We start from the raw sequence: 24,213 nt of genomic DNA, 5'->3' as shown, positions 1-24,213 counted from the left end.
CCTTGTGGGTTGTTACAAATTACAGTGAACGTAGCCGTTTCTCGTCGGCCTGAGTGTGCTGCCTACGAGGGCGGTCATTCGGGGAAATAAAAAAGCCCGCGACATAGCGCGGGCTTTCACATTATTTGAGGTGATTACATACGTTCTACGGTTTCGATACCCAGAGTATCCAGACCCAGCTTCAGGGTTTTCGCCGTCAGCTGTGCCAGCTTCAGTCGGCTGTTACGGATCTCTTCGTTTTCAGCGCTGAGAATAGGGCAGTGCTCGTAGAAGCCGGAGAACAGACCAGCAACGTCGTACAAGTAAGCACACATCACGTGTGGCGTACCTTCACGCGCAACGACGGTCAACGTTTCTTCGAACTGCAACAAACGCGCCGCCAGTTGAGCCTCGCGATCTTCGCTGATAACGACCTGCGCATTTGCCAGCGCGCTTTCGTCGATATCTGCTTTACGGAACACGGACAGTACGCGGGTATAAGCGTACTGCATATATGGCGCGGTGTTACCTTCGAACGCCAGCATGTTGTCCCAGTCGAAGATGTAGTCGGTGGTACGGTTTTTGGACAGATCCGCATATTTCACTGCGCCGATACCGACCGCATTTGCCAGTTTTTCCAGTTCGTCGGCAGGCATGTCCGGGTTCTTCTCCGCGACCAGACGACGTGCGCGCTCCAGCGCTTCATCCAGCAGATCGGCCAGTTTAACCGTGCCGCCCGCGCGGGTTTTGAAGGGTTTACCGTCTTTGCCCAGCATCATACCGAACATGTGGTGTTCCAGCGGCACTGAATCCGGCACATAACCGGCTTTACGTACGATGGTCCAGGCCTGCATTAAGTGCTGATGCTGGCGAGAGTCGATGTAATAAAGAACGCGATCGGCATGCAGGGTTTCGTAACGATACTTGGCGCAGGCGATGTCGGTTGTGGTGTAGAGATAGCCGCCATCTTTCTTCTGAATGATAACGCCCATCGGTTCGCCTTCCTTGTTCTTATACTCATCAAGGAATACGACGGTAGCGCCTTCGCTTTCAACAGCCAGGCCTTTCGCCTTCAGATCGGCGACGATGCCAGGTAGCATCGGGTTGTACAGGCTTTCGCCCATGACGTCGTCACGGGTCAGGGTAACGTTGAGGCGATCGTAGGTTAACTGGTTCTGCGACATGGTAATGTCGACCAGTTTGCGCCACATCTCGCGGAAGTATTCGTCACCGCCTTGCAGTTTCACGACATAACTACGGGCGCGTTCAGCGAAGGCTTCATCTTCGTCGTAATGTTTTTTCGCATCACGGTAGAAACCTTCCAGGTCAGCCAGCGCCATCTCTCCGGCATTTTCCTGCTGCTGTTTTTCCAGCCATGCGATGAGCATACCGAACTGAGTACCCCAGTCGCCGACGTGGTTAGCGCGAATAACGTTGTGACCGAGGAACTCCAGCGTACGCACCGCCGCGTCACCGATGATGGTGGAACGCAGGTGACCAACGTGCATCTCTTTCGCTACGTTAGGCGCGGAGTAGTCAACCACGACGGTTTGTTTAGCCGGTTGAGTGACGCCCAGACGATCGGAAGCCAGCGCCTGCTGAACGTGCTGCGCCAGAAATGCCGGATCGAGAAAAATATTGATAAAGCCCGGGCCGGCAATTTCAACTTTGCTGGCGATCCCGTTGAGATCCAGATGAGTCAGCACCTGCTCAGCCAGTTGTCGCGGCGCCATACCCAGTTTTTTAGCGACAGCCATCATGCCATTAGCCTGATAGTCGCCGAACTGTACTTTTGCTGACTGACGAACCTGCGGTTCGCAATCTGCAGGCGCGCCTGCAGCAATCATGGCCTGACTGACTTTTTCTGAGAGAAGAGCCTGAATATTCACCGGAATACCTTACATTTATGAAGCGGCCTAAAATTCACCGCACCAGTTTAAGAATTAAGGGCGGGAGTATACTGCAAATGCCCGTTGCCGTCAGCATTGTGTGTACCGCCAGTAGCCTGAAATATAAACAATGCAATGGCGTAAATTTATTCATGATGTGTTCGAAGAAAACAGCGGTTGGATGGCGCAGCGCAACAGAGTAAATTAGCGACTTTGAACATGGATATGAGCTTTTAATATGGCGAACTGGCAAACCGTTGCAGAACTACAGGATATTTCTGCTGATTTACCGCATTTCACGCAGGCATTAACGGAACTTTCTACCCGTCTTGGGCTGGATATCACAGGCCTGGAAGCCGATCACATTTCCTTGCGTTGCCATCAAAATACCACCGCAGAGCGCTGGCGTCGTGGGTTTGAACAGTGCGGTGAATTGTTGTCAGAAAACATCATTAACGGCAGACCTATTTGTCTTTTTAAACTGCATGAGCCGGTTTGTGTGCAACATTGGCAATTTTCCATCGTCGAACTGCCGTGGCCGGGCGAAAAACGCTACCCACATGAAGGCTGGGAACATATTGAAATTGTTCTGCCGGGTGAGGCGGAAACGCTGAATGCGCGAGCGCTGGCGCTGCTTTCCGATCACGGTCTGAGTCAACCGGGCATTTTTGTGAAAACCAGCTCGCCAAAAGGTGAGCGTGAGCGTTTACCGAATCCGACGCTGGCGGTTAGCGATGGTAGCGTGACGATAAAATTCCATCCGTGGTCGATTGAAACCATTGTGGCAAGCGAACGTCAGGAGTGAGCATGGCTATACTGGAAATCTGCTGTTACAGCATGGAGTGCGCGCGCACGGCGCAGCAAAACGGCGCGGATCGTATTGAACTATGCTCGGCACCCAAAGAAGGGGGCTTAACGCCGTCACTGGGCGTCTTGCGTTCCGTTCGCCAGCACATTTCGATTCCCGTCAATCCCATTATTCGCCCACGTGGAGGCGACTTTTGCTACACCGAAGGTGAATTTGCTGCAATGCTGGATGATATTGCGATGGTCAGGGAACTGGGATTCTCAGGGCTGGTGACCGGCATTTTAGATGTGGATGGCAATGTCGATATGCCGCGCATGGAGAAAATAATGATTGCCGCCGGTTCGCTGCAAGTCACTTTTCATCGGGCCTTTGATATGTGTGCTAACCCACTCAATGCGCTTAAAAAATTAGCTGATTTGGGCATTGCCAGAGTACTCACTTCAGGGCAAAAATCAGATGCGGCGCAAGGTTTAACAAAAATAATGGAACTTATTGCGCAGCCCGGTGCTCCAATCATTATGGCCGGAGCGGGGGTTCGCGCCTCGAATTTGTCCCTGTTCCTTGATGCTGGAGTGCAGGAAGTCCACAGTTCTGCCGGAGTATGGCTGGCTTCACCAATGCGTTATCGCAATTCGGGGTTGTCGATGTCTTCGGATGCGCAGGCGGATGAGTATTCGCGCTATGCGGTAGACGGGACGGCGGTTGCTGAAATGAAAGCAATCATTGCACACCATCAGGCCAACTGATTTTACCGTTGCATCATGTCGCCCAATATGATGCTTGCTCGTACCAGGCCCCTGCAATTTCAACAGGGGCCTTTTTTTCTCCTTCATATTTCAAGCCGCAGCAGCGTTGGCCGCCTCGCGCACCCCGGTCACGTAGTTATCTACGCTCCCGGGGATTTGCTACGTTGCCGCCTTGCTGCAACTTGAACTATTTTGGAGAAACGGTGCTATACGTAACGGTCATTCGGCAATCTATTACGGCTTACGCGCAATCAATACTGCGCGTAATGGGGCGGGGTAGCCTTCCACCGTTTTGCTGTGGTCGTTCGGGTCGAGGAAGTCGGCTAGCGACTCGGTTACCATCCACTCGGTGCGGCGTTGCTCTTCGGTGGTGGTGACGCAGACATCGGCGATGCGCACATCAACAAAACCGCATTTTTCCAGCCAGTTTTTTAAAGCCAACGCAGATGGAATAAAGTAGACGTTACGCATTTGCGCGTAGCGATCGCCCGGCACCAGAACGGTATTTTCATCACCTTCGACGACCAGCGTTTCCAGCACCAGCTCGCCATCTTTAACCAACTGATCCTTCAACTGCCACAGATGTTCCAGCGGCGATCGGCGGTGATAAAGCACGCCCATGGAGAACACGGTGTCAAAGGCGTTTAGCGCTGGAAGTTGCTCAATACCCAGCGGCAGCAGGTGAGCACGCTGGTCATTGCCCAGCAGTTTACGTACCGCCTCAAACTGGCACAGAAACAGTTGCGTAGGATCGATCCCAACCGCCAGATGCGCTCCAGCGCCAATCATGCGCCACATGTGATAACCACTGCCACAGCCAACATCAAGAATGGTACGGCCGGTGAGATCAGACAAGTGCGGCAGAACGCGATCCCACTTCCAGTCGGAACGCCATTCGGTATCGATGTTGACGCCGTACAGCGAGTACGGTCCTTTACGCCATGGCATCAGGTTACGCATCAGGGTGTCGATACGTTTAAGCTGGCCTTCGCTGAGCGGTTCTTTACTTTCTGCGGTAACGCTGTGCAGTAAGTCCAGACGATGCGGCGTCAGCTCGGGCAGAAACTCGACGGCGTTTGACCATTGTTTAAATAAACCATGCTGATCGCGCTGCCAGGCAGCGATTTGCGCCGGAAGCGTTTCCAGCCAATGGGACAGATGATTTTTGGCAATCAACTGATAAAAGTTACCAAAATCGATCATGCGCTAACCTCAGCTTTCAACGCCACCAGAGAGCCAAAGTTGAAGCACTGGAACCACAATTCGCTGTGCTCAAAGCCGGCCTGATGCAGTCGCGCTTTGTGCGTTTCTACCGAGTCGGTCAGCATCACGTTTTCCAGCATGCTGCGTTTCTGACTAATTTCCAGTTCGCTGTAGCCATTGGCCCGTTTGAAGTCGTGGTGCATGTTGAACAGCAGCTCGCCAACGTTAGCGTCTTCGAAACTGAATTTTTCAGACAGCACCAGCGCGCCGCCGGGATTCAACCCTTGATAAATCTTATCCAACAATGCCTGGCGCTCAGGTGGCTCAAGGAATTGCAGGGTAAAATTCAGCACCACCATCGAGGCGTTTTCGATAGTAATGTTGCGAATATCGCCTTCGACAACCTCAACCGGGGTCGGTGCCTTATAGGCATCAATATGACGACGGCAGCGCTCAACCATCGCCGGGGAGTTATCGACGGCAATAATTTTGCAATTCTCGTGATGAATATTGCGACGCACCGAGAGCGTCGCCGCGCCCAGAGAACAGCCCAGATCGTAGACCTGCGTGTTGGGTTGTACGAAACGTTCGGCCAACATGCCAATCATAGATATGATATTGGAATAGCCAGGAACGGAACGCTGGATCATATCCGGGAAGACTTCAGCTACCCGTTCATCAAAGGTCCAGTCACCCAGACTGGCGATAGGCGCAGAAAAAAGCGTGTCGCGGTGAGACATAACGTAAAAATCCGGGAAAAATAAAGTGGCGTATTGTGCGCTAATGCAGGGAGAAAACCAACTCCCAGGGCATATACCAAAGATTCGCCAGCACCATTAGCAACAGCGAACACCAGGTTGCGCTCATGCCTGAACGGCGCCAGCGGAAGAGCCGGTGGTGGAATCCGTAATAATGCATCAGCCGTCCGGCAATCAACATCAGCCCGCAAATATGCACCATCCACGTCTCTGCGCCGTTCATTTCCATAAATAACAGCAGCACTAACGCGACGGGAATATATTCCACCGCATTACCGTGAATACGGATAGCGCTTTGCAGTTCACTAAAACCTCCATCGCCATAGGCAACGCGATATTGCATGCGCAGGCGAACGACGTCAAAGGAGAACTTTATTAACAATAACGCACCCAATACGGCATAAAGCGCGCTTACCATACAAACTCCCTTTTAAAATGGCTGCTGGCACTGACTATGATAGGTGGCATTTTCAGAAAAGAGAAGATTGCTGTGGAATAGAGGGTGCTGATCCGATCTCTGGCAGGGCGCTGCGTAAATCTGCCCATAGCGTATCAACAAGCTCCGGGGCCTGCGCGATGTCCGGCGTATGCAAAAACAGATACGGCGTCGTGGTGCGTTGCCATAGCGACAGCTTGGTCAGCCAGACGGCAAAAAGATCGCTGTTTTGTGCCATATTATCGCTACCGATAAAGCGTACCATCGGATGGTTTGCCGTCACTACCGCATGCACCGGAACCTTCGGTTTCTTGCGCTGGGCGTCACGTATTGCTTCAGTATGCGGGATTGCGGCATGCACCGGGCGGCTGTCCAGAATCACCCGGTTTACTCCACGCTCGTGTAAACCGCGATTAAATAGCTGCTCGGCTTCGCCTTTGGCAAAAAAGTCTGGATGGCGAACTTCCACACCGTAGGTAAAGGATTTCGGGAGCGTATCGAGAAACTGCCACAGGGCAGGCAGATCGCGTGGGCTAAAAGTCGCAGGTAATTGCAGCCAGTATTGTCCAATGCGCGATTCCAGCGGCGACATGCGCGTAAAAAATTCCTGTACCAGGTCATCACAATTACGCAGCGCAGCCTGATGCGAAATGGTCGCCGGAAATTTAAAACAAAATCGAAACGCATCGGTGGTCTGTGCCTTCCAGCGGGCAACAATATCGGATTTAGGCAGCGCATACAGCGTGGTATTGCCCTCCACGCAGTTAAAGTGGCGGGCATACTCTTCAAGGCTGGTGATCCCCAGACGCACCCATTTTGGATGCGACCACTGGGGTAAACCGATATAAATCATAGCGCTTGCAGAATCTCCTCCACGCTGCGAACGCGCGCAATGCGCGGGAAAATGTGGGTCATGCTGCCCTGGTGTTGCTCAGCACTGGCGGCGCTACAGGCATCCTCTGCAATGATAAGACTGAAACCCAGCTCCCACGCATTTCGCGCCGTCGACTCAACGCCAATGTTCGTCGAGATCCCGCACAGGACGATGGTATCAATACCCCGGCGACGCAGGTGCAATTCCAGATCGGTGCCATAGAAGGCTCCCCACTGGCGTTTAGTCACTTCGATATCGCTGGCGCATTTCCCCAGAGCCGCCGGGTAATGCCACCAGTTTTCGGGCAACGCTTTTGCCGGAGTCTGAGCATCTACGGGTTGTTTCAGCGCTTCGGCGTAATCGTCAGACCAGCCGACGCGCACCATTACCACCGGGGAACCGTGGGCACGGAATTTTTCCGCCAACTGCGCGGCGCGGGTAACCACATCATGTGCCGTATGAGGGCCGCCAGCGAAAGGCAGGATCCCTTCCTGTAAATCAATCACGACAAGGGCGGTTGTTTTAGCGTTCAATTCCAGCATGGTCACTCCAGTAATAAAAGAATTCCGTTACACCTTAATCGCGAATCAGTGTGAAAGGGGCGACAATTTTTGTTATTTTTTGTGAGATTACGCAATGCCCGTCCAGGAAACAGGCGTACAGTCAGTACCGGACTGAGAGTCTATCCCAGTAGGCTCTTATCGTGCGGCAGAATTTCCAGTATAATAGCCGCCTTTTTTCATTCAGTTGTGACATTCAGCTAAAGCTGCGACTTCGTCATCTGCGAGACAGGTGACAATCCGCCTGCGGCAAAGTTAAGGGATATCTCATGCGTACAGAATATTGCGGACAGCTACGTCTGTCCCACGAGGGGCAGCAGGTGACTCTGTGTGGTTGGGTCAACCGTCGTCGTGATCTTGGTAGCCTGATCTTTATCGATATGCGCGACCGCGAAGGTATCGTGCAGGTATTTTTCGATCCGGACCGTGCGGACGCGTTAAAGCTGGCCTCCGAACTGCGTAATGAGTTCTGCATCCAGGTTACGGGCACCGTGCGTGCGCGTGACGCGAAAAACGTCAACGCCGATATGGCGACGGGCGAAATTGAAGTACTGGCCTCCGATCTGACCATCATCAACCGTTCAGACTCGCTGCCGTTGGACTCTAACCACGTCAACACCGAAGAAGCGCGACTGAAGTATCGCTATTTAGATCTGCGTCGCCCTGAAATGGCGCAGCGCCTGAAAACGCGTGCCAAAATCACCAGTCTGGTGCGTCGTTTTATGGACGACCACGGCTTCCTCGACATCGAAACACCGATGCTGACCAAAGCGACGCCGGAAGGCGCGCGCGATTACCTGGTACCTTCTCGCGTACATAAAGGTAAATTCTACGCGCTGCCGCAATCACCTCAGTTGTTTAAACAGCTGCTGATGATGTCTGGCTTTGACCGCTACTATCAGATCGTTAAATGCTTCCGTGATGAAGACTTACGTGCTGACCGTCAGCCTGAATTTACCCAGATCGACGTTGAGACTTCCTTCATGACCGCACCGCAGGTGCGTGAAGTGATGGAAGCGCTGGTGCGTAACCTGTGGCTGGAAGTGAAAGGTGTCGATCTGGGTGATTTCCCGATCATGACCTTTGCCGAAGCTGAGCGTCGTTACGGTTCCGATAAACCAGACCTGCGTAACCCGATGGAGCTGGTTGACGTTGCCGATCTGGTGAAAGACGTTGAGTTCGCAGTGTTCTCTGGTCCGGCAAACGATGCGAAAGGCCGCGTAGCTGCTCTGCGTGTACCGGGCGGTGCTGCACTGAGCCGTAAGCAGATCGATGATTACGGTAACTTTATCAAGATTTACGGCGCGAAAGGCCTGGCTTACATCAAAGTCACCGAACGTGCGAAAGGTCTGGAAGGTATTACCAGCCCAGTTGCTAAGTTCCTGAACGCAGAAATTGTGGAAGCGATTCTGGCACGTACCGGTGCGCAAGACGGCGACATGATTTTCTTCGGTGCCGACAACAAGAAAGTGGTTGCCGACGCGATGGGCGCGCTGCGTCTGAAACTGGGTAAAGACCTGAACATCACCGACGAAGCCAAATGGGCGCCGCTGTGGGTTATCGACTTCCCAATGTTTGAAGACGATGGTGAAGGCGGCCTGACCGCAATGCACCACCCGTTCACCGCGCCGAAAGATATGACGGCTGCTGAGCTGAAAGCAGCGCCGGAAGACGCGGTTGCCAACGCGTACGATATGGTCATCAACGGCTACGAAGTAGGCGGCGGTTCCGTGCGTATTCACAACGGCGACATGCAGCAAACCGTATTCGGTATTCTGGGCATTAATGAGCAAGAACAGCGTGAGAAATTCGGCTTCCTGCTGGATGCGCTAAAATATGGTACACCGCCGCATGCTGGCCTGGCGTTTGGTCTGGACCGCCTGACTATGCTGTTGACCGGTACTGACAACATTCGTGACGTTATTGCTTTCCCGAAAACCACGGCTGCAGCGTGTCTGATGACTGAAGCGCCAAGCTTTGCCAACGCAGCTGCGCTGGCGGAACTGAGCATTCAGGTTGTTAAGAAGGCCGAGAATAACTGATATGACATATAAACAGCCTGTCTCGGTGTTAGTCGTGATTTATGCAAAGGACACCGGGAGAGTGCTGATGTTACAGCGACGCGACGATCCTGATTTCTGGCAGTCGGTCACCGGCAGCCTTGAAGAAGGTGAAACCGCGTCGCAAGCCGCTATGCGCGAAGTAAAGGAAGAGGTCGCCATTGATGTTGCATCTGAGCAACTGACCTTAATTGACTGTCAGCGCACGGTGGAGTTTGAGATTTTTAGCCATTTACGTCATCGCTATGCACCGGGAACTGTACGTAATACTGAATCCTGGTTTTGCCTGGCACTTCCCTCAGAACGAGAGATCGTGTTCTCCGAACATCTGACCTATCGTTGGGTTAATGCGGTTGAAGCCGCCCAATTAACCAAGTCGTGGAGTAACCGGCAGGCGATTGAAGAGTTTGTAATTAACGTCGCCTGAAAAGGCGCGCTTTTTGGAGATATTATTTATGGCAGGTCATAGTAAATGGGCCAACACCAGACACCGTAAAGCAGCGCAGGATGCTAAACGCGGTAAAATTTTCACCAAAATAATTCGTGAGCTGGTGACGGCGGCTAAACTGGGCGGCGGCGATCCGGATGCTAACCCGCGTCTGCGTGCAGCGGTTGATAAAGCGCTGGCTAACAACATGACCCGTGACACCCTGAACCGTGCAATCGCGCGCGGTGTGGGTGGTGATGAAGATTCCAACATGGAAACCATCATCTATGAAGGTTACGGTCCTGGCGGTACAGCCGTTATGATTGAATGTCTGTCTGACAACCGTAACCGTACCGTTGCGGAAGTGCGTCACGCGTTCACGAAAACGGGTGGTAACCTCGGTACCGACGGTTCCGTGGCTTACCTGTTCAGCAAAAAAGGCGTGATCTCCTTTGAACAGGGCGACGAAGACGCCATCATGGAAGCAGCGTTGGAAGCAGGTGCTGAAGACGTTGTGACCTTCGACGACGGCGCAATTGACGTTTACACCGCGTGGGAAGAGATGGGCAAAGTGCGTGACGCGCTGGAAGCGGCTGGTCTGAAAGCGGACGCAGCTGAAGTGTCTATGATCCCATCCACCAAAGCGGATATGGATGCAGAAACGGCGCCGAAGCTGATGCGTCTGATCGATATGCTGGAAGACTGCGACGACGTGCAGGAAGTTTACCACAACGGTGAAATCTCCGATGAGGTTGCTGCCACCTTAGAATGATGTGGTTTAGCCATAAAATAACAGGAGATGCGTGATGTCTATTATTCTCGGCATTGACCCGGGGTCTCGCATCACCGGTTATGGCGTTATTCGTCAGGTCGGCAGGCAGCTGACCTACCTCGGCAGCGGCTGCATTCGCACCAAAGTCGACGATCTCCCGTCACGTCTGAAGTTGATTTACGCGGGCGTGACGGAAATCATCACCCAGTTTCAGCCGGACTATTTTGCCATTGAGCAGGTTTTTATGGCGAAGAACGCCGACTCGGCGCTAAAGCTGGGACAGGCTCGCGGCGTGGCAATCGTTGCGGCGACCAATCAGGATCTACCGGTCTTTGAATACGCGGCCCGCCAGGTAAAACAGACCGTGGTGGGGATCGGTAGCGCGGAAAAAAGCCAGGTCCAGCATATGGTACGCACGCTGCTAAAACTCCCGGCGAATCCGCAAGCAGATGCCGCGGATGCACTGGCGATTGCCATTACCCACTGCCATGTCAGTCAGAACGCCATGCAAATGAGCGAGTCGAGGCTGAATTTGGCGCGAGGTCGGTTACGTTAGTGACAAATGAGGCTGGATATCTATCCAGCCTTTTTTTATGATAGCGCATTACCTTTTAGCCCTTAACGCAGGAGCGTCACGTGATAGGCAGACTCAGAGGCATCATTATTGAAAAACAACCCCCGTTGGTCCTTCTGGAAACGGGCGGGGTAGGCTATGAAGTGCATATGCCGATGACCTGTTTCTACGAGTTGCCGGAAGCCGGGCAAGAAGCGATTATTTTCACCCATTTTGTGGTGCGAGAAGATGCTCAGCTATTGTATGGCTTTAACAACAAGCAAGAGCGCACGCTGTTTAAAGAGTTAATCAAAACCAATGGCGTGGGGCCGAAGCTGGCGCTGGCGATCCTCTCCGGTATGTCTGCTCAGCAGTTCGTTAATGCCGTGGAGCGCGAAGAGCTGGGCGCGCTGGTGAAATTACCGGGTATTGGTAAGAAAACCGCAGAACGCCTGATTGTAGAAATGAAAGACCGCTTTAAAGGTTTGCATGGTGATCTCTTTACACCAGCGGCGGATCTGGTCCTGACTTCTCCGGCTAGCCCGACAACGGACGACGCCGAGCAGGAAGCGGTTGCTGCGCTGGTGGCGTTGGGCTATAAACCACAGGAAGCCAGCCGCATGGTGAGCAAAATTGCCCGCCCTGATGCCAGCAGTGAAACCCTGATTCGTGAAGCGCTTCGCGCGGCATTGTGAGGTAACGGATGATTGAAGCAGATCGCCTGATTTCGGCTGTCAGCACTACCCCTGAAGATCTGGTGGATCGTGCGATTCGCCCAAAATTGCTGGAAGAGTACATTGGCCAGCCTCAGGTCCGTTCGCAAATGGAGATTTTTATCCAGGCGGCGAAGCTGCGCGGTGACGCTCTCGATCACCTGCTGATTTTCGGTCCTCCTGGTCTTGGTAAAACTACGCTTGCCAATATTGTCGCCAATGAAATGGGCGTTAATCTGCGCACCACGTCCGGTCCGGTTCTGGAAAAAGCGGGTGACCTGGCGGCAATGCTTACCAACCTTGAACCCCACGATGTGCTGTTTATCGATGAAATACATCGTCTGTCACCGGTGGTGGAAGAGGTGTTGTATCCGGCAATGGAAGATTATCAGCTGGATATCATGATTGGTGAAGGACCGGCTGCCCGTTCGATTAAGATCGATCTGCCGCCGTTCACGCTAATCGGGGCAACGACGCGCGCCGGGTCGTTAACGTCTCCGCTGCGTGACCGTTTTGGTATTGTGCAGCGCCTGGAGTTCTATCAGGTGGCAGACCTGCAGCACATTGTTGGGCGTAGCGCACGCTTTATGGGCCTGGAAATGAGCGATGAAGGCGCGCTGGAAGTGGCACGCCGCGCCCGCGGTACGCCGCGTATAGCCAACCGTTTATTACGCCGGGTACGCGATTTCGCTGAAGTGAAGCATGACGGCACGATTTCGGCTGATATTGCCGCCCAGGCGCTGGATATGCTCAATGTGGATGCGGAAGGATTCGATTATATGGACCGTAAGCTGCTGCTGGCGGTTATCGATAAATTCTTTGGCGGACCGGTAGGACTGGATAACCTGGCAGCGGCGATTGGGGAAGAGCGTGAAACCATTGAGGACGTGCTGGAGCCGTATCTGATTCAGCAAGGTTTTCTACAACGTACGCCGCGTGGACGTATGGCAACCGTGCGCGCCTGGAACCATTTTGGCATTACACCGCCACAGATGCCTTAATGCCTGATGTCGCGACGCTCATCAGGCCTGGGCGATTTTGTAGGCCCGGTAAGCGCAGCGCCACCGGGCAACGCATGCTTAGCTCGCTTGCTTTTTCATCATGCTGAAAATAAACAGCAGCGCGGCGCACAGCACCACGGAAGGACCTGCCGGGGTGTCATAGAAGGCCGAGAAGGTCAGCCCGCCTGTAACCGCTATCATTCCCACTCCAACGGCAACCCCTGCCATCTGCTCCGGCGTACGGGCAAAGCGACGGGCGGTCGCCGCAGGGATGATAAGCAGTGAGGTGATAATCAGCGCCCCGACAAACTTCATCGCCACGCCAATCGTTAACGCCGTAACCAGCATCAGCAGCAGCTTCACGCGTTGCAGCTTCACGCCATCGACAAATGCCAGATCCGGACTGATGGTCATCGACAGCAGGTTACGCCACTGCCAGAACAGAATCGCCAGAACAATAACCACGCCGATGGCGATGGAGATAAGATCTTCTGGCGTCACGGCGAGCAAATCACCAAACAGGTAAGCCATCAGATCCACACGGATGTTGGACATCAGGCTGACAACAACCAGCCCCAATGACAATGCGCTGTGCGCCATAATACCCAGCAAGGTATCGATCGCAAGGTGAGGGCGCTTCTCCAGCCATACCAGACCGCCAGCCAGCAACAGGGTGACGGCGATAACCGCATAGAAAGGGTTTACATCCAGCAGCAGGCCAAAGGCGACACCCAGCAGCGAAGCGTGGGCCAGCGTATCACCGAAATAAGACATTCGACGCCAGACTACAAACGAGCCGAGTGGGCCAGCGGCACAGGCCAGCATGATCCCAGCTAACCAGCCGGGTAATAACAATTCAATCATGAGTGACCATTTCCCCGGCGTAAGACGATACGACCCTGTAAATCGTGGCGGTGATTGTGATTATGACGGTAAATTCCGAGTTGTTCGGCGCCGCGTTGCCCGAACATTGAGATGAATTCCGGGTGCATAGAAACCACTTCCGGCGCACCGGAACAGCAAATATGATGGTTCAGGCACAGTACCTCATCGGTTTTGGCCATCACCAGATGCAGGTCATGGGAAACCATCAGTACGGCGCAATCCAGTTCACGTCGCAACTGGTCGATAAGGTCGTACAGTGCGACCTGTCCATTGACATCCACGCCCTGAGTTGGTTCATCGAGTACTAGTAGCTGAGGTTTATTCAATAAAGCACGGGCCAACAGGACGCGTTGCGTTTCCCCGCCAGAGAGCTTTTGCATCGGCGCATCCATTAGATGCCCGGCCTGAACGCGCTTCAGTGCCGGAAGGATATCCTCTTTTTTGGTGCCGGGACGTAAGCGCATAAACCGACTTACCGTCAGTGGCAGCGTAGTATCGAGGTACAGTTTTTGCGGTACATAGCCAATCCGCAATTGACCATTACGCTTGATTACTCCCTCATCAGCCGCTACCAGCCCTAATACAACGCGCACCAGCGTAGACTTCCCGGCACCATTTGGGCCGAGAAGCGTTAAAATTTTACCGGGTCGAAGTTCAAGCGATACGTCAGACAGGACGCGGCGTTGACCATAAGAGACCGAGACATTTTCCAGTGAAACCAAAGTCGTCATATCAATTTTAGTCTTGCAGAAGTTATAGAATGTTATAATATCACATTTCTTACATTCATTACGATGATTGGTCGCATTATGTTACATAAAAATACGCTTCTTTTCGCAGCATTATCCGCTGCTCTTTGGGGTAGTGCAACACAGGCAGCAAATGCCGCTGTGGTGGCCTCGCTCAAGCCGCTGGGGTTTATTGCTTCAGCCATTGCAGACGGGGTAACAGACACTGAGGTTCTCCTGCCTGACGGGGCTTCCGAACATGACTATTCACTGCGTCCATCAGACGTAAAACGCTTACAGGGCGCGGACTTAGTTGTTTGGATTGGACCTGAGATGGAAGCGTTTATGGAAAAGTCAGTCAAGAATATTCCTAACGCGAAACAGGTAACGATTGCGCAGCTCAATGACGTGAAACCGTTACTCATGAAAGGTGCGGATGACGACGACGACGATCATGGACACAATGATGCTGGCAGTGAAAAAAGTGACGAGCATCACCATCACGGCGATTACAACATGCATCTTTGGCTTTCCCCAGAGATAGCGCGGGCCTCAGCGGTTGCAATCCATGAAAAATTAGTGGAACTTATGCCGCAAAGTCGAGCCAAACTTGACGCCAACCTGAAGGATTTTGAGGCACAATTAGCCGCAACCGATAAGCAGGTAGGTAACGAGCTCGCACCGCTCAAGGGAAAAGGTTATTTCGTTTTTCATGACGCCTATGGCTACTACGAAAAACACTACGGACTAACACCGCTTGGTCACTTTACCGTGAACCCTGAGATTCAACCTGGTGCGCAGCGTTTACATGAAATAAGAACACAGTTGGTTGAGCAAAAAGCAACCTGCGTTTTTGCTGAGCCACAGTTCAGGCCAGCGGTCGTTGAAGCCGTCGCGAGAGGGACATCCGTTCGAATGGGAACGTTGGATCCGCTCGGAACGAATATCAAACTGGGTAAAACAAGCTATTCAGCGTTTTTGAACCAATTAGCCAACCAGTATGCGAGCTGCCTGAAAGGAGATTAATGAGGAAGTGAATACGTGCAACAGATAGCCCGCTCTGTCGCTCTGGCATTTAATAATCTGCCGCGACCCCATCGCGTTATGCTGGGGTCGCTTACCGTACTGACATTGGCCGTCGCCGTCTGGCGGCCTTATGTTTACCATCCCGATTCTGCACCCATCGTTAAAACTATCGAGCTGGAAAAAAGCGAGATTCGTTCACTGTTGCCTGAGGCCAGTGAACCTATCGATCAGGCCGCGCAGGAAGACGAAGCCATTCCGCAGGATGAACTGGATGACAAAACGTCTGGTGAAGCCGGCGTGCATGAGTATGTCGTCTCCACAGGCGATACGCTGAGCAGTATTCTGAATCAGTACGGCATCGATATGGGCGACATCAGTCAGCTCGCTGCTTCCGATAAAGAACTGCGCAATCTGAAAATTGGTCAGCAGTTATCCTGGACCTTAAGCGCGGAAGGTGACCTGCAGCGTCTGACCTGGGAAGTGTCCCGCCGTGAAACCCGCACTTACGATCGCACTGCGACAGGTTTCAAAATGAGCAGTGAAATGCAGCAGGGCGATTGGGTTAACAGCCGTATCAAAGGCACGATGGGCGGAAGCTTCGTCGCCAGCGCCAAAGAGGCCGGACTGACCAGCTCTGAAATCAGCGCGGTGATTAAGGCCATGCAGTGGCAGATGGATTTCCGCAAACTGAAAAAAGGCGATGAGTTCTCAGTGCTGATGTCTCGCGAAATGCTGGACGGTAAGCGCGAGCAAAGCCAGTTGCTGGGCGTGCGTTTACGTTCTGAAGGCAAAGACTATTACGCCATCCGTGCTGAAGACGGTAAGTTCTATGACCGTAACGGTACCGGGCTGGCGAAAGGCTTCATGCGTTTCCCGACGGCGAAACAGTTCCGCATCTCCTCGAACTTTAACCCGCGTCGCCTGAATCCGGTGACTGGACGCGTAGCGCCGCACAAAGGTGTCGACTTTGCGATGCCGCAGGGGACGCCGGTACTGTCGGTAGGCGATGGTGAAGTGGTCGTAGCGAAGCGTAGCGGCGCTGCCGGATACTATGTTGCGGTTCGTCATGGTCGTACCTACACCACCCGTTATATGCACCTGCGTAAGCTGTTGGTGAAACCAGGTCAAAAAGTGAAACGTGGCGATCGTATCGCGCTGTCAGGTAACACCGGGCGTTCAACAGGTCCGCATCTGCACTACGAAGTGTGGATCAACCAGCAGGCCGTGAACCCTCTGACGGCGAAACTGCCGCGTACAGAAGGTCTGACCGGTTCGGATCGCACCGATTATCTGGCGCAGGTGAAAGAAGTTATGCCTCAGCTACGTTTTGATTAATTAGCACACTGATAAAGCCGGTACGCGATGCGTGCCGGCTTTTTTATTTTGTACGGCGCACGGTGCGCCGCTACACTATCAGCAGATTTACTTTTCGCCGCACCAGACCCTGGAAGAGCATGGAAACGAAAAAAAAGAATATTGAGTATATCCCTGAGTTTGATAAATCATTTCGCTATCCGCGCTACTGGGGCGCCTGGCTGGGTGTAGCGGCGATAGCTGGGATTGCGTTAACGCCGGCGTCATTTCGCGATCCTATTCTGGCAAAGCTCGGACGGATGGTTGGACGCTTGGGAAAAAGCTCACGTCGAAGAGCGCTGATCAATTTATCCCTTTGTTTTCCTGAACGCAGCGAAGCTGAGCGCGAAGCCATTGTTGATGAGATGTTCGCGACCGCCCCTCAGGCGATGGTCATGATGGCGGAACTCGCCCTGCGAGGGCCGGAGAAAATTCAGAATCGGGTTGACTGGCAGGGCCTTGAAATCATCGAAGAGATGCGCCGCAACGATGAAAAAGTGATTTTTCTCGTTCCTCATGGCTGGGGCGTAGATATCCCGGCGATGCTGATGGCTTCCCAGGGACAGAAAATGGCAGCAATGTTCCACAATCAGGGAAACCCGGTATTTGATTACGTCTGGAACACGGTACGCCGTCGTTTCGGAGGTCGATTACATGCGCGTAATGATGGCATCAAACCGTTTATTCAGTCTGTACGTCAGGGATATTGGGGATACTACCTGCCGGATCAGGACCATGGGCCTGAGCACAGCGAGTTTGTCGATTTTTTTGCTACCTATAAAGCAACGTTACCGGCAATTGGTCGCTTGATGAAGGTTTGCCACGCGCGTGTAGTGCCGCTGTTTCCGGTGTATGACGGTAAAACTCACCGCCTGACGATTAAGGTCCGTCCTCCGATGGATGACATCCTGACAGCGGATGACCACACCATTGCCAGACGAATGAACGAAGAGGTGGAGATTTTTGTCACGCCTCATGTCGAACAATACACCTGGATACTGAAACTGCTTAAGACGCGTAAACCCGGCGAGATTGAGCCCTATAAGCGCAAAGATCTCTATCCGAAGAAATAAAAAAAAGCCTCTCAAACGAGAGGCTTTTTTACATCAAACTCTGGTGTTACTCGACGGTCAGGATACGCGTGGTGTTAGTTGAGCCAATGGTGCTCATCACATCGCCCTGTGTCACGATCACCAGATCGCCGGAAACCAGATAGCCTTTATCGCGCAGCAGGTTCACTGCTTCATTGGCGGCAACGACGCCATCTGTTTCGCTGTCAAAGTGAACCGGGGTGACACCGCGATACAGAGAGGTCAGATTCAACGTACGTTCATGACGAGACATCGCGAAAATTGGCAGACCGGAACTGATACGAGAAGTCATCAGCGCAGTACGACCAGACTCCGTCATAGCGATGATAGCGGTGACCCCTTTCAGGTGGTTAGCAGCGTACATCGCTGACATCGCAATCGCTTCTTCAACGTTATCAAACTGCACGTCAAGGCGGTGTTTAGAGACGTTGATGCTTGGGATCTTCTCTGCACCCAGGCAAACGCGCGCCATTGCCGCGACGGTTTCCGCAGGGTACTGACCTGCTGCTGTTTCGGCAGAGAGCATTACGGCATCGGTGCCGTCGAGGACGGCGTTAGCCACGTCCATCACTTCCGCACGAGTCGGCATTGGGTTGGTGATCATCGACTCCATCATCTGTGTGGCGGTGATGACCGCACGGTTCAGCTGACGCGCACGGCGAATCAACGCTTTCTGAATACCTACCAGCTCAGGGTCACCGATTTCAACACCCAGGTCGCCACGGGCTACCATCACTACGTCAGAAGCCAGGATGATGTCATCCATCGCATTCTGGTCGCAGACGGCTTCTGCACGTTCTACCTTGGCGACAATTTTTGCATCGCAACCGGCGTCGCGCGCCAGACGGCGGGCATAGTTTAGATCTTCGCCGCAGCGCGGGAAGGAGACAGCCAAATAGTCAACGCTGATTTGCGCAGCGGTAATGATGTCGGCTTTGTCTTTTTCGGTCAGGGCTTCAGCAGAGAGACCGCCGCCCAGTTTGTTGATGCCCTTGTTATTGGACAGCGGGCCACCGACAGTGACTTCGGTGAAGACTTTCATGCCCTGAACTTCCAGCACTTTAAGCTGTACGCGACCGTCGTCGAGCAGCAGGATGTCGCCAGGCACGACGTCTGCAGGCAGTCCCTTATAATCAATGCCGACTTTTTCTTTGTCGCCTTCGCCTTTACCGAGGTTGGCGTCTAACAGGAACTTGTCGCCAACATTAAGAAAAACTTTACCTTCTTTAAAGGTAGATACGCGGATTTTAGGTCCCTGCAGGTCACCCAAAATAGCTACATGACGTCCCAGTTTTGCGGCAATTTCACGGACCTTATCCGCCCGCAGTTTGTGATCTTCTGGAGAGCCGTGGGAAAAGTTCATACGTACGACGTTCGCACCCGCGGCGATAATCTTCTCAAGGTTGTTATCGCGGTCAGTTGCCGGGCCTAACGTGGTAACGATTTTGGTTCTGCGAAGCCTTCTGGACATGTAATACTCCGTTGACTGAAACAACTAGGTGTTGCGTGAACATTAATCCGGCCGTTCTCAAACATTAACGGTAAAATGAACGACCCGGATGATAAAAGGGTAGAACATTGTTATTGCTTTTAGCTGTCATCACTCTTGATGAGTAATTCTTTATCAAAACGCGATTCCTTGAGCGCTTCCTTGACACGCTTCAAGTTATCTCTAAATTTTGCCCCTCGGCGCAAAGTAAATCCTGTAGCCAGCACATCTATCACGGTCAGTTGAGCAAGTCGAGAGACCATGGGCATATAAATGTCAGTATCTTCCGGTACATCGAGGGTAATAGCCAGCGTGGCTTCACGCGCCAGTGGCGTGCCGGGAGAGGTGAGGGCGATAACCATAGCGTCGTTTTCCCTTGCTAACTGCGCCAGTTCAACCAGACTTTTGGTTCTTCCGGTATGAGAAATAAGCACAATGACGTCGTCGTCGCTACAATTCATACAACTCATCCGTTGCAGGACAATGTCGTCGGAATAGATTACCGGTACGTTAAAGCGGAAAAATTTGTTCATCGCGTCGTGTGCGACCGCGGCGGAAGAACCTAAACCAAAGAAGGCGATTTTCTTCGCCTGGGTTAACAAATCTACCGCCCGGTTTACCGCCGCGTTATCCAGCGACTGACGAACGTGGTCAAGGCTTGCCATCGCCGATTCGAAGATTTTCCCCGTATAAGATTCTACGCTGTCATCCTCATCCACATTGCGATTAACATAAGGGGTACCATTTGCCAGACTTTGTGCCAGATGCAGTTTAAAATCAGGGAAGCCGCGCGTATCCATGCTGCGACAGAAACGGTTCACCGTCGGTTCGCTGACGTTGGCTTCTACAGCAAGCGTAGCGATGCTTGAGTGAATTGCCCGCTCGGGAGAGGCAAGAATAATGTCGGCGACTTTACGCTCTGACTTGCTCAAATGTTCCAGTTTTAACTGGATTTTTTCCAGCATATTCATGATGTAGGTAGACTCATGGGTCATGGGCAAAAACGATTTCAACGATAAGGAGAAATCGAGCGGTAACTCTGGTAGATAGTACCCCTGCTAGTGCAGCAACGGGGCAAAATGGACAAAATAGTTGTTGTTTTTTTTCATTACATGATCGGAGTCGGATTTTCATACTTCTTCATGGGTACGAAAAAGACGACTTTTTTATCCATTTTGATGGGTTATACGCCAATAAAGCGGCTGTTCGCGGTAACAGCACGGCTGGATAAGCGTTTACGGTTTCCGGATTCACGTAAAAGCAGTACAGTGCACTGTAATAAAATTACAACCAGTGTCTGGCAAAAGCACCAGGCACTTAATTGAGGAGAATGACATGGCGGTAACGCAAACAGCCCAGGCATGTGATCTGGTCATTTTCGGCGCGAAGGGCGACCTGGCGCGACGGAAATTGCTGCCTTCCCTGTATCAACTGGAAAAGGCCGGCCAGATTAACCCGGATACCCGCATCATTGGGGTTGGGCGTGCCGACTGGGACAAAGCAGCCTATACCAAGGTTGTGCGCGAAGCGCTCGAAACCTTCATGAAAGAAAAAATTGATGAAAGGTTGTGGGAAACCCTCAGCGGTCGTCTTGAGTTTTGTAACCTGGACGTCAACGACACCGCCGCGTTTAAGCGTCTGGGCAAAATGCTGGATCAAAAATCGCGTACCACCATCAACTATTTCGCAATGCCGCCAAGCACCTTTGGCGCGATCTGCAAAGGTCTGGGTGAAGCAAAGCTGAATGCTAAGCCTGCCCGCGTGGTGATGGAAAAACCGCTGGGCACGTCACTGGCAACATCCCGTGAAATCAACGATCAGGTTGGCGAGTATTTCGAAGAGTGCCAGGTTTACCGCATCGACCACTATCTCGGCAAAGAGACGGTACTGAACCTGTTGGCACTGCGTTTTGCCAACTCCCTGTTTGTGAATAACTGGGATAACCGCACTATCGACCACGTAGAAATTACCGTGGCGGAAGAAGTGGGCATTGAAGGGCGCTGGGGCTACTTTGACCAGGCCGGTCAAATGCGCGACATGATCCAGAACCACCTGCTGCAGATCCTGTGCATGATCGCGATGTCTCCGCCGTCCGATCTGAGCGCAGACAGCATCCGTGATGAAAAAGTGAAAGTACTGAAATCACTGCGTCGTATCGATCGTTCGAACGTACGTGAAAAGACAGTTCGTGGTCAGTACACCGCCGGTTTTGCCCAGGGCAAAAAAGTTCCGGGATACCTGGAAGAAGAAGGCGCGAACAAGAGCAGCAACACGGAAACGTTTGTGGCGATCCGTGTGGATATCGATAACTGGCGCTGGGCGGGCGTACCGTTCTACCTGCGTACCGGTAAGCGTTTACCGACCAAGTGCTCTGAAGTGGTGGTTTACTTCAAAACGCCTGAGCTGAATCTGTTCAGAGAGTCCTGGCAGGATCTACCGCAGAACAAGCTGACCATCCGTTTGCAGCCTGATGAAGGTGTCGATATCCAGGTACTGAACAAAGTGCCGGGTCTGGATCACAAGCATAATCTGCAAATTACCAAGCTTGATCTGAGCTATTCAGAAACCTTCAACCAGACGCACCTTGCCGACGCCTACGAGCGCCTGCTGCTTGAAACGATGCGCGGCATTCAGGCGCTGTTTGTGCGCCGTGATGAAGTTGAAGAAGCATGGAAGTGGGTCGACTCCATTACCGAAGCCTGGGCGATGGACAACGACGCGCCGAAGCCGTATCAGGCAGGCACCTGGGGACCGGTTGCTTCTGTGGCCATGATCACCCGTGATGGTCGTTCCTGGAACGAATTCGAGTAAAATATCATCTAGCCCATAGGTGTTATTTTACCGGTAACATGATCTAACACAGATTGTAGAATAATTTTTGCACTTTTAAGCTCCGCGTGGATTCACCCGCGGGGCTTTTTTTATTACACTGCCTGAAACGATTTTGCCCCTGAGCTACGGCTAACAAACGATTCAGCTGCTTTTAACCCAACTGAAACACATTGTTGATCCAACGCTCTGACAGATAAATTTTAGGAGCCTCTATGAATCCGAATTTGTTACGCGTAACAAAACGTATTGTCGAACGTTCTCGCGACACGCGTTCCGCTTACCTTGCCCGTATTGAACAAGCGAAATCGACTACCGTTCATCGTTCACAGCTGGCGTGCGGTAACCTGGCGCATGGTTTTGCTGCCTGCCAGCCGGATGACAAGGCCTCGCTGAAAAGCATGCTGCGTAACAATATCGCGATCATTACCTCCTATAACGACATGCTTTCCGCGCATCAGCCGTACGAACATTATCCGGACATCATTCGTAAAGCGCTGCATGAAGCCAATGCGGTAGGCCAGGTCGCTGGCGGTGTTCCTGCGATGTGCGACGGTGTGACCCAGGGACAGGATGGGATGGAGCTTTCGTTGCTGAGTCGCGAAGTGATTGCGATGTCGGCTGCTGTCGGCCTCTCACACAATATGTTCGACGGCGCGTTATTCCTTGGCGTGTGCGACAAAATTGTCCCGGGTCTGGTGATGGCGGCACTGTCATTTGGTCATCTGCCTTCGATCTTTATTCCCTCCGGCCCGATGGCGAGCGGTCTGGCGAACAAAGAAAAAGTGCGTATCCGTCAGCTGTATGCTGAAGGCAAAGTCGATCGCATGGCGCTGCTTGAATCCGAAGCGGCGTCTTATCACGCACCGGGGACCTGTACGTTCTATGGCACGGCAAACACCAACCAGATGGTGGTGGAGTTTATGGGGATGCAACTGCCAGGGTCCTCATTCGTACACCCGGATGCCCCGCTGCGCGAAGCGTTGACCGCCGCGGCTGCTCGTCAGGTAACGCGTCTGACCGGCAACGGCAATGAATGGATGCCGATCGGTAAAATGATCGATGAAAAAGTAGTGGTGAACGGTATTGTCGCGCTGCTGGCGACCGGGGGGTCAACCAACCATACAATGCACCTGGTTGCGATGGCGCGTGCAGCCGGGATTCTGATTAACTGGGACGACTTCTCCGATCTGTCCGATATCGTGCCGTTGATGGCGCGTCTGTATCCGAATGGTCCGGCAGATATTAACCACTTCCAGGCAGCGGGTGGCGTGCCGGTGTTAATGCGCGAACTGCTGAACGCGGGTCTGCTGCATGAAGATGTGAACACCGTTGCCGGGTTTGGTTTATCGCGTTACACCATGGAACCCTGGCTCAACGATGGTGAGCTGGACTGGCGTGAAGGGGCGGCGAAGTCGCTGGACAGCAATGTGATTGCTACCATCGATCAGCCATTCTCCCACCACGGCGGTACCAAAGTGCTGAGCGGTAACCTCGGACGTGCTGTGATGAAAACGTCGGCGGTTCCGGTAGAAAATCAGGTAATTGAAGCGCCCGCGGTTGTTTTTGAAAGTCAGCATGATGTATTGCCGGCCTTCGATGCGGGACTGCTCGACCGTGATTGCGTAGTCGTTGTGCGCCATCAGGGACCAAAAGCAAACGGAATGCCAGAATTACATAAACTCATGCCGCCACTTGGTGTATTATTGGACCGTTGTTTCAAAATTGCGTTAGTTACCGATGGACGACTTTCAGGTGCTTCAGGTAAAGTGCCTTCAGCAATCCATGTAACCCCAGAAGCCTATGATGGCGGGCTACTGGCAAAAGTACGCGATGGCGACATCATTCGTGTGAATGGACAGACAGGTGAATTGACGCTGCTGGTTGATGAAGAGGAACTTGCTTCTCGTCAGCCTCACATTCCTGACCTCAGCGCATCGCGCGTGGGCACAGGCCGTGAAATGTTCAGCGCGTTGCGTGAAAAGCTGTCCGGTGCGGAACAGGGCGCAACCTGTATCACTTTTTAAGACTTA

General features: G+C 52.7%; 23 protein-coding genes. 13 read left to right on the top strand and 10 right to left on the bottom strand.

Annotated features, from left to right (window positions below; translation table 11 throughout):
• Window positions 1-134: 134 nt before the first annotated feature.
• Entirely contained in the window at window positions 135-1,868 is a 1,734-nt protein-coding gene (argS, locus tag OGY08_RS19920; RefSeq protein ID WP_003833857.1) for an arginine--tRNA ligase, read from the bottom strand.
• Window positions 1,869-2,106: 238 nt separating this feature from the next.
• Here argS and OGY08_RS19915 point away from each other — a divergent pair, with 238 nt between their 5' ends.
• Both OGY08_RS19915 and cutC read left to right on the top strand, forming a co-directional pair.
• Window positions 2,107-2,673 carry a VOC family protein gene (locus OGY08_RS19915; RefSeq protein ID WP_003833855.1) on the top strand — a complete coding sequence of 189 codons (567 nt, stop codon included), beginning with the start codon at window positions 2,107-2,109 and terminating at the stop codon, window positions 2,671-2,673.
• A 2-nt stretch (window positions 2,674-2,675) separates the two neighbouring features.
• Entirely contained in the window at window positions 2,676-3,422 is a 747-nt protein-coding gene (cutC, locus tag OGY08_RS19910) for a copper homeostasis protein CutC (protein ID WP_048235198.1), read from the top strand.
• A 234-nt stretch (window positions 3,423-3,656) separates the two neighbouring features.
• On the opposite strand, the gene cmoB is transcribed toward cutC, so the two are convergent.
• Genes cmoB through OGY08_RS19885 form a run of 5 tightly spaced genes read right to left on the bottom strand, consistent with a single transcriptional unit; the run spans window position 3,657 to window position 7,235 of the window.
• Complete coding sequence (gene cmoB, locus OGY08_RS19905) at window positions 3,657-4,625, bottom strand: tRNA 5-methoxyuridine(34)/uridine 5-oxyacetic acid(34) synthase CmoB (protein ID WP_003833851.1); 969 nt, start codon at window positions 4,623-4,625, stop codon at window positions 3,657-3,659.
• The gene (cmoA, locus tag OGY08_RS19900) at window positions 4,622-5,365 is read right to left on the bottom strand and encodes a carboxy-S-adenosyl-L-methionine synthase CmoA (RefSeq protein WP_003034686.1); all 744 of its coding nucleotides are present in this window, start codon (window positions 5,363-5,365) and stop codon (window positions 4,622-4,624) included. The genes cmoB and cmoA overlap by 4 nt, the downstream gene beginning before the upstream one ends.
• Before the next feature lie 40 nt (window positions 5,366-5,405).
• Window positions 5,406-5,801, bottom strand: coding sequence for an MAPEG family protein (locus OGY08_RS19895; RefSeq protein ID WP_003833847.1), 396 nt, complete (start codon window positions 5,799-5,801; stop codon window positions 5,406-5,408).
• 52 nt (window positions 5,802-5,853) lie between these two features.
• A complete protein-coding gene (locus tag OGY08_RS19890; protein WP_286566408.1) occupies window positions 5,854-6,672 on the bottom strand; it encodes a DUF72 domain-containing protein in 819 nt (272 codons plus the stop codon).
• Window positions 6,669-7,235 carry a hydrolase gene (locus tag OGY08_RS19885; protein WP_125362614.1) on the bottom strand — a complete coding sequence of 189 codons (567 nt, stop codon included), beginning with the start codon at window positions 7,233-7,235 and terminating at the stop codon, window positions 6,669-6,671. The genes OGY08_RS19890 and OGY08_RS19885 overlap by 4 nt, the downstream gene beginning before the upstream one ends.
• 287 nt (window positions 7,236-7,522) lie before the next feature.
• Between OGY08_RS19885 and aspS the strand changes: the two genes are divergently transcribed.
• The 6 genes from aspS to ruvB all read left to right on the top strand — a co-directional run bounded on the left by aspS (window position 7,523) and on the right by ruvB (window position 12,779).
• Entirely contained in the window at window positions 7,523-9,295 is a 1,773-nt protein-coding gene (gene aspS, locus OGY08_RS19880; RefSeq protein WP_003833841.1) for an aspartate--tRNA ligase, read from the top strand.
• Window position 9,296: 1 nt separating this feature from the next.
• On the top strand, window positions 9,297-9,740 hold the full coding sequence (nudB, locus tag OGY08_RS19875) for a dihydroneopterin triphosphate diphosphatase (protein WP_125362613.1): 444 nt from the start codon (window positions 9,297-9,299) through the stop codon (window positions 9,738-9,740).
• A 28-nt stretch (window positions 9,741-9,768) separates the two neighbouring features.
• A complete protein-coding gene (locus OGY08_RS19870) occupies window positions 9,769-10,512 on the top strand; it encodes a YebC/PmpR family DNA-binding transcriptional regulator (RefSeq protein ID WP_003833836.1) in 744 nt (247 codons plus the stop codon).
• A 34-nt stretch (window positions 10,513-10,546) separates the two neighbouring features.
• Entirely contained in the window at window positions 10,547-11,068 is a 522-nt protein-coding gene (ruvC, locus tag OGY08_RS19865) for a crossover junction endodeoxyribonuclease RuvC (protein ID WP_003034867.1), read from the top strand.
• A gap of 80 nt (window positions 11,069-11,148) precedes the next feature.
• Complete coding sequence (ruvA, locus tag OGY08_RS19860) at window positions 11,149-11,760, top strand: Holliday junction branch migration protein RuvA (RefSeq protein ID WP_003034869.1); 612 nt, start codon at window positions 11,149-11,151, stop codon at window positions 11,758-11,760.
• 8 nt (window positions 11,761-11,768) lie between these two features.
• The gene (gene ruvB, locus OGY08_RS19855) at window positions 11,769-12,779 is read left to right on the top strand and encodes a Holliday junction branch migration DNA helicase RuvB (protein WP_003034872.1); all 1,011 of its coding nucleotides are present in this window, start codon (window positions 11,769-11,771) and stop codon (window positions 12,777-12,779) included.
• Window positions 12,780-12,857: 78 nt separating this feature from the next.
• Here ruvB and znuB read toward each other — a convergent pair whose 3' ends face one another.
• The gene (znuB, locus tag OGY08_RS19850; protein WP_003034874.1) at window positions 12,858-13,643 is read right to left on the bottom strand and encodes a zinc ABC transporter permease subunit ZnuB; all 786 of its coding nucleotides are present in this window, start codon (window positions 13,641-13,643) and stop codon (window positions 12,858-12,860) included.
• Window positions 13,640-14,395 (bottom strand): zinc ABC transporter ATP-binding protein ZnuC, encoded by a 756-nt coding sequence (znuC, locus tag OGY08_RS19845; RefSeq protein ID WP_003833829.1) that lies wholly within the window; start codon window positions 14,393-14,395, stop codon window positions 13,640-13,642. Before znuC ends, znuB begins: the two co-directional genes overlap by 4 nt.
• A 78-nt stretch (window positions 14,396-14,473) precedes the next feature.
• Here znuC and znuA point away from each other — a divergent pair, with 78 nt between their 5' ends.
• The 3 genes from znuA (at window position 14,474) to lpxM (ending at window position 17,844) form a co-directional block, all read left to right on the top strand.
• Window positions 14,474-15,418: a zinc ABC transporter substrate-binding protein ZnuA gene (gene znuA, locus OGY08_RS19840; RefSeq protein WP_003844151.1), complete on the top strand. Its 945-nt coding sequence runs from the start codon at window positions 14,474-14,476 to the stop codon at window positions 15,416-15,418.
• Between the two features lie 15 nt (window positions 15,419-15,433).
• On the top strand, window positions 15,434-16,753 hold the full coding sequence (mepM, locus tag OGY08_RS19835) for a murein DD-endopeptidase MepM (protein WP_125362612.1): 1,320 nt from the start codon (window positions 15,434-15,436) through the stop codon (window positions 16,751-16,753).
• Between the two features lie 119 nt (window positions 16,754-16,872).
• Window positions 16,873-17,844, top strand: coding sequence for a lauroyl-Kdo(2)-lipid IV(A) myristoyltransferase (gene lpxM, locus OGY08_RS19830; RefSeq protein WP_020996628.1), 972 nt, complete (start codon window positions 16,873-16,875; stop codon window positions 17,842-17,844).
• Window positions 17,845-17,890: 46 nt separating this feature from the next.
• On the opposite strand, the gene pyk is transcribed toward lpxM, so the two are convergent.
• Window positions 17,891-19,333 carry a pyruvate kinase gene (gene pyk, locus OGY08_RS19825; RefSeq protein ID WP_003034890.1) on the bottom strand — a complete coding sequence of 481 codons (1,443 nt, stop codon included), beginning with the start codon at window positions 19,331-19,333 and terminating at the stop codon, window positions 17,891-17,893.
• Window positions 19,334-19,452: 119 nt separating this feature from the next.
• Window positions 19,453-20,322: a MurR/RpiR family transcriptional regulator gene (locus OGY08_RS19820; protein ID WP_125362639.1), complete on the bottom strand. Its 870-nt coding sequence runs from the start codon at window positions 20,320-20,322 to the stop codon at window positions 19,453-19,455.
• Between the two features lie 364 nt (window positions 20,323-20,686).
• Between OGY08_RS19820 and zwf the strand changes: the two genes are divergently transcribed.
• Together zwf and edd are read left to right on the top strand one after the other, a co-directional pair.
• Window positions 20,687-22,162: a glucose-6-phosphate dehydrogenase gene (gene zwf / locus OGY08_RS19815; protein WP_048216177.1), complete on the top strand. Its 1,476-nt coding sequence runs from the start codon at window positions 20,687-20,689 to the stop codon at window positions 22,160-22,162.
• A 233-nt stretch (window positions 22,163-22,395) separates the two neighbouring features.
• On the top strand, window positions 22,396-24,207 hold the full coding sequence (gene edd, locus OGY08_RS19810; protein ID WP_008785050.1) for a phosphogluconate dehydratase: 1,812 nt from the start codon (window positions 22,396-22,398) through the stop codon (window positions 24,205-24,207).
• Window positions 24,208-24,213: the final 6 nt, after the last annotated feature.

The sequence above is a fragment of the Citrobacter sp. Cpo069 genome (assembly GCF_030332785.1).
In the GTDB taxonomy this organism is placed as follows: domain Bacteria; phylum Pseudomonadota; class Gammaproteobacteria; order Enterobacterales; family Enterobacteriaceae; genus Citrobacter; species Citrobacter portucalensis.
This window is presented reverse-complemented; position numbering and strand designations above follow the sequence as displayed.

Bases quoted from the DNA above. Each gene is read 5' to 3' on its own strand.
- OGY08_RS19915 (WP_003833855.1), top strand. From the start codon at position 2,107: ATGGCGAACTGGCAAACCGTTGCAGAACTACAGGATATTTCTGCTGAT.
- cutC (WP_048235198.1), top strand. From the start codon at position 2,676: ATGGCTATACTGGAAATCTGCTGTTACAGCATGGAGTGCGCGCGCACG.
- cmoB (WP_003833851.1), bottom strand. From the start codon at position 4,625: ATGATCGATTTTGGTAACTTTTATCAGTTGATTGCCAAAAATCATCTG.
- cmoA (WP_003034686.1), bottom strand. From the start codon at position 5,365: ATGTCTCACCGCGACACGCTTTTTTCTGCGCCTATCGCCAGTCTGGGT.
- OGY08_RS19895 (WP_003833847.1), bottom strand. From the start codon at position 5,801: ATGGTAAGCGCGCTTTATGCCGTATTGGGTGCGTTATTGTTAATAAAG.
- OGY08_RS19890 (WP_286566408.1), bottom strand. From the start codon at position 6,672: ATGATTTATATCGGTTTACCCCAGTGGTCGCATCCAAAATGGGTGCGT.
- OGY08_RS19885 (WP_125362614.1), bottom strand. From the start codon at position 7,235: ATGCTGGAATTGAACGCTAAAACAACCGCCCTTGTCGTGATTGATTTA.
- aspS (WP_003833841.1), top strand. From the start codon at position 7,523: ATGCGTACAGAATATTGCGGACAGCTACGTCTGTCCCACGAGGGGCAG.
- nudB (WP_125362613.1), top strand. From the start codon at position 9,297: ATGACATATAAACAGCCTGTCTCGGTGTTAGTCGTGATTTATGCAAAG.
- OGY08_RS19870 (WP_003833836.1), top strand. From the start codon at position 9,769: ATGGCAGGTCATAGTAAATGGGCCAACACCAGACACCGTAAAGCAGCG.
- ruvC (WP_003034867.1), top strand. From the start codon at position 10,547: ATGTCTATTATTCTCGGCATTGACCCGGGGTCTCGCATCACCGGTTAT.
- ruvB (WP_003034872.1), top strand. From the start codon at position 11,769: ATGATTGAAGCAGATCGCCTGATTTCGGCTGTCAGCACTACCCCTGAA.
- znuB (WP_003034874.1), bottom strand. From the start codon at position 13,643: ATGATTGAATTGTTATTACCCGGCTGGTTAGCTGGGATCATGCTGGCC.
- znuC (WP_003833829.1), bottom strand. From the start codon at position 14,395: ATGACGACTTTGGTTTCACTGGAAAATGTCTCGGTCTCTTATGGTCAA.
- znuA (WP_003844151.1), top strand. From the start codon at position 14,474: ATGTTACATAAAAATACGCTTCTTTTCGCAGCATTATCCGCTGCTCTT.
- lpxM (WP_020996628.1), top strand. From the start codon at position 16,873: ATGGAAACGAAAAAAAAGAATATTGAGTATATCCCTGAGTTTGATAAA.
- pyk (WP_003034890.1), bottom strand. From the start codon at position 19,333: ATGTCCAGAAGGCTTCGCAGAACCAAAATCGTTACCACGTTAGGCCCG.
- OGY08_RS19820 (WP_125362639.1), bottom strand. From the start codon at position 20,322: ATGAATATGCTGGAAAAAATCCAGTTAAAACTGGAACATTTGAGCAAG.
- zwf (WP_048216177.1), top strand. From the start codon at position 20,687: ATGGCGGTAACGCAAACAGCCCAGGCATGTGATCTGGTCATTTTCGGC.
- edd (WP_008785050.1), top strand. From the start codon at position 22,396: ATGAATCCGAATTTGTTACGCGTAACAAAACGTATTGTCGAACGTTCT.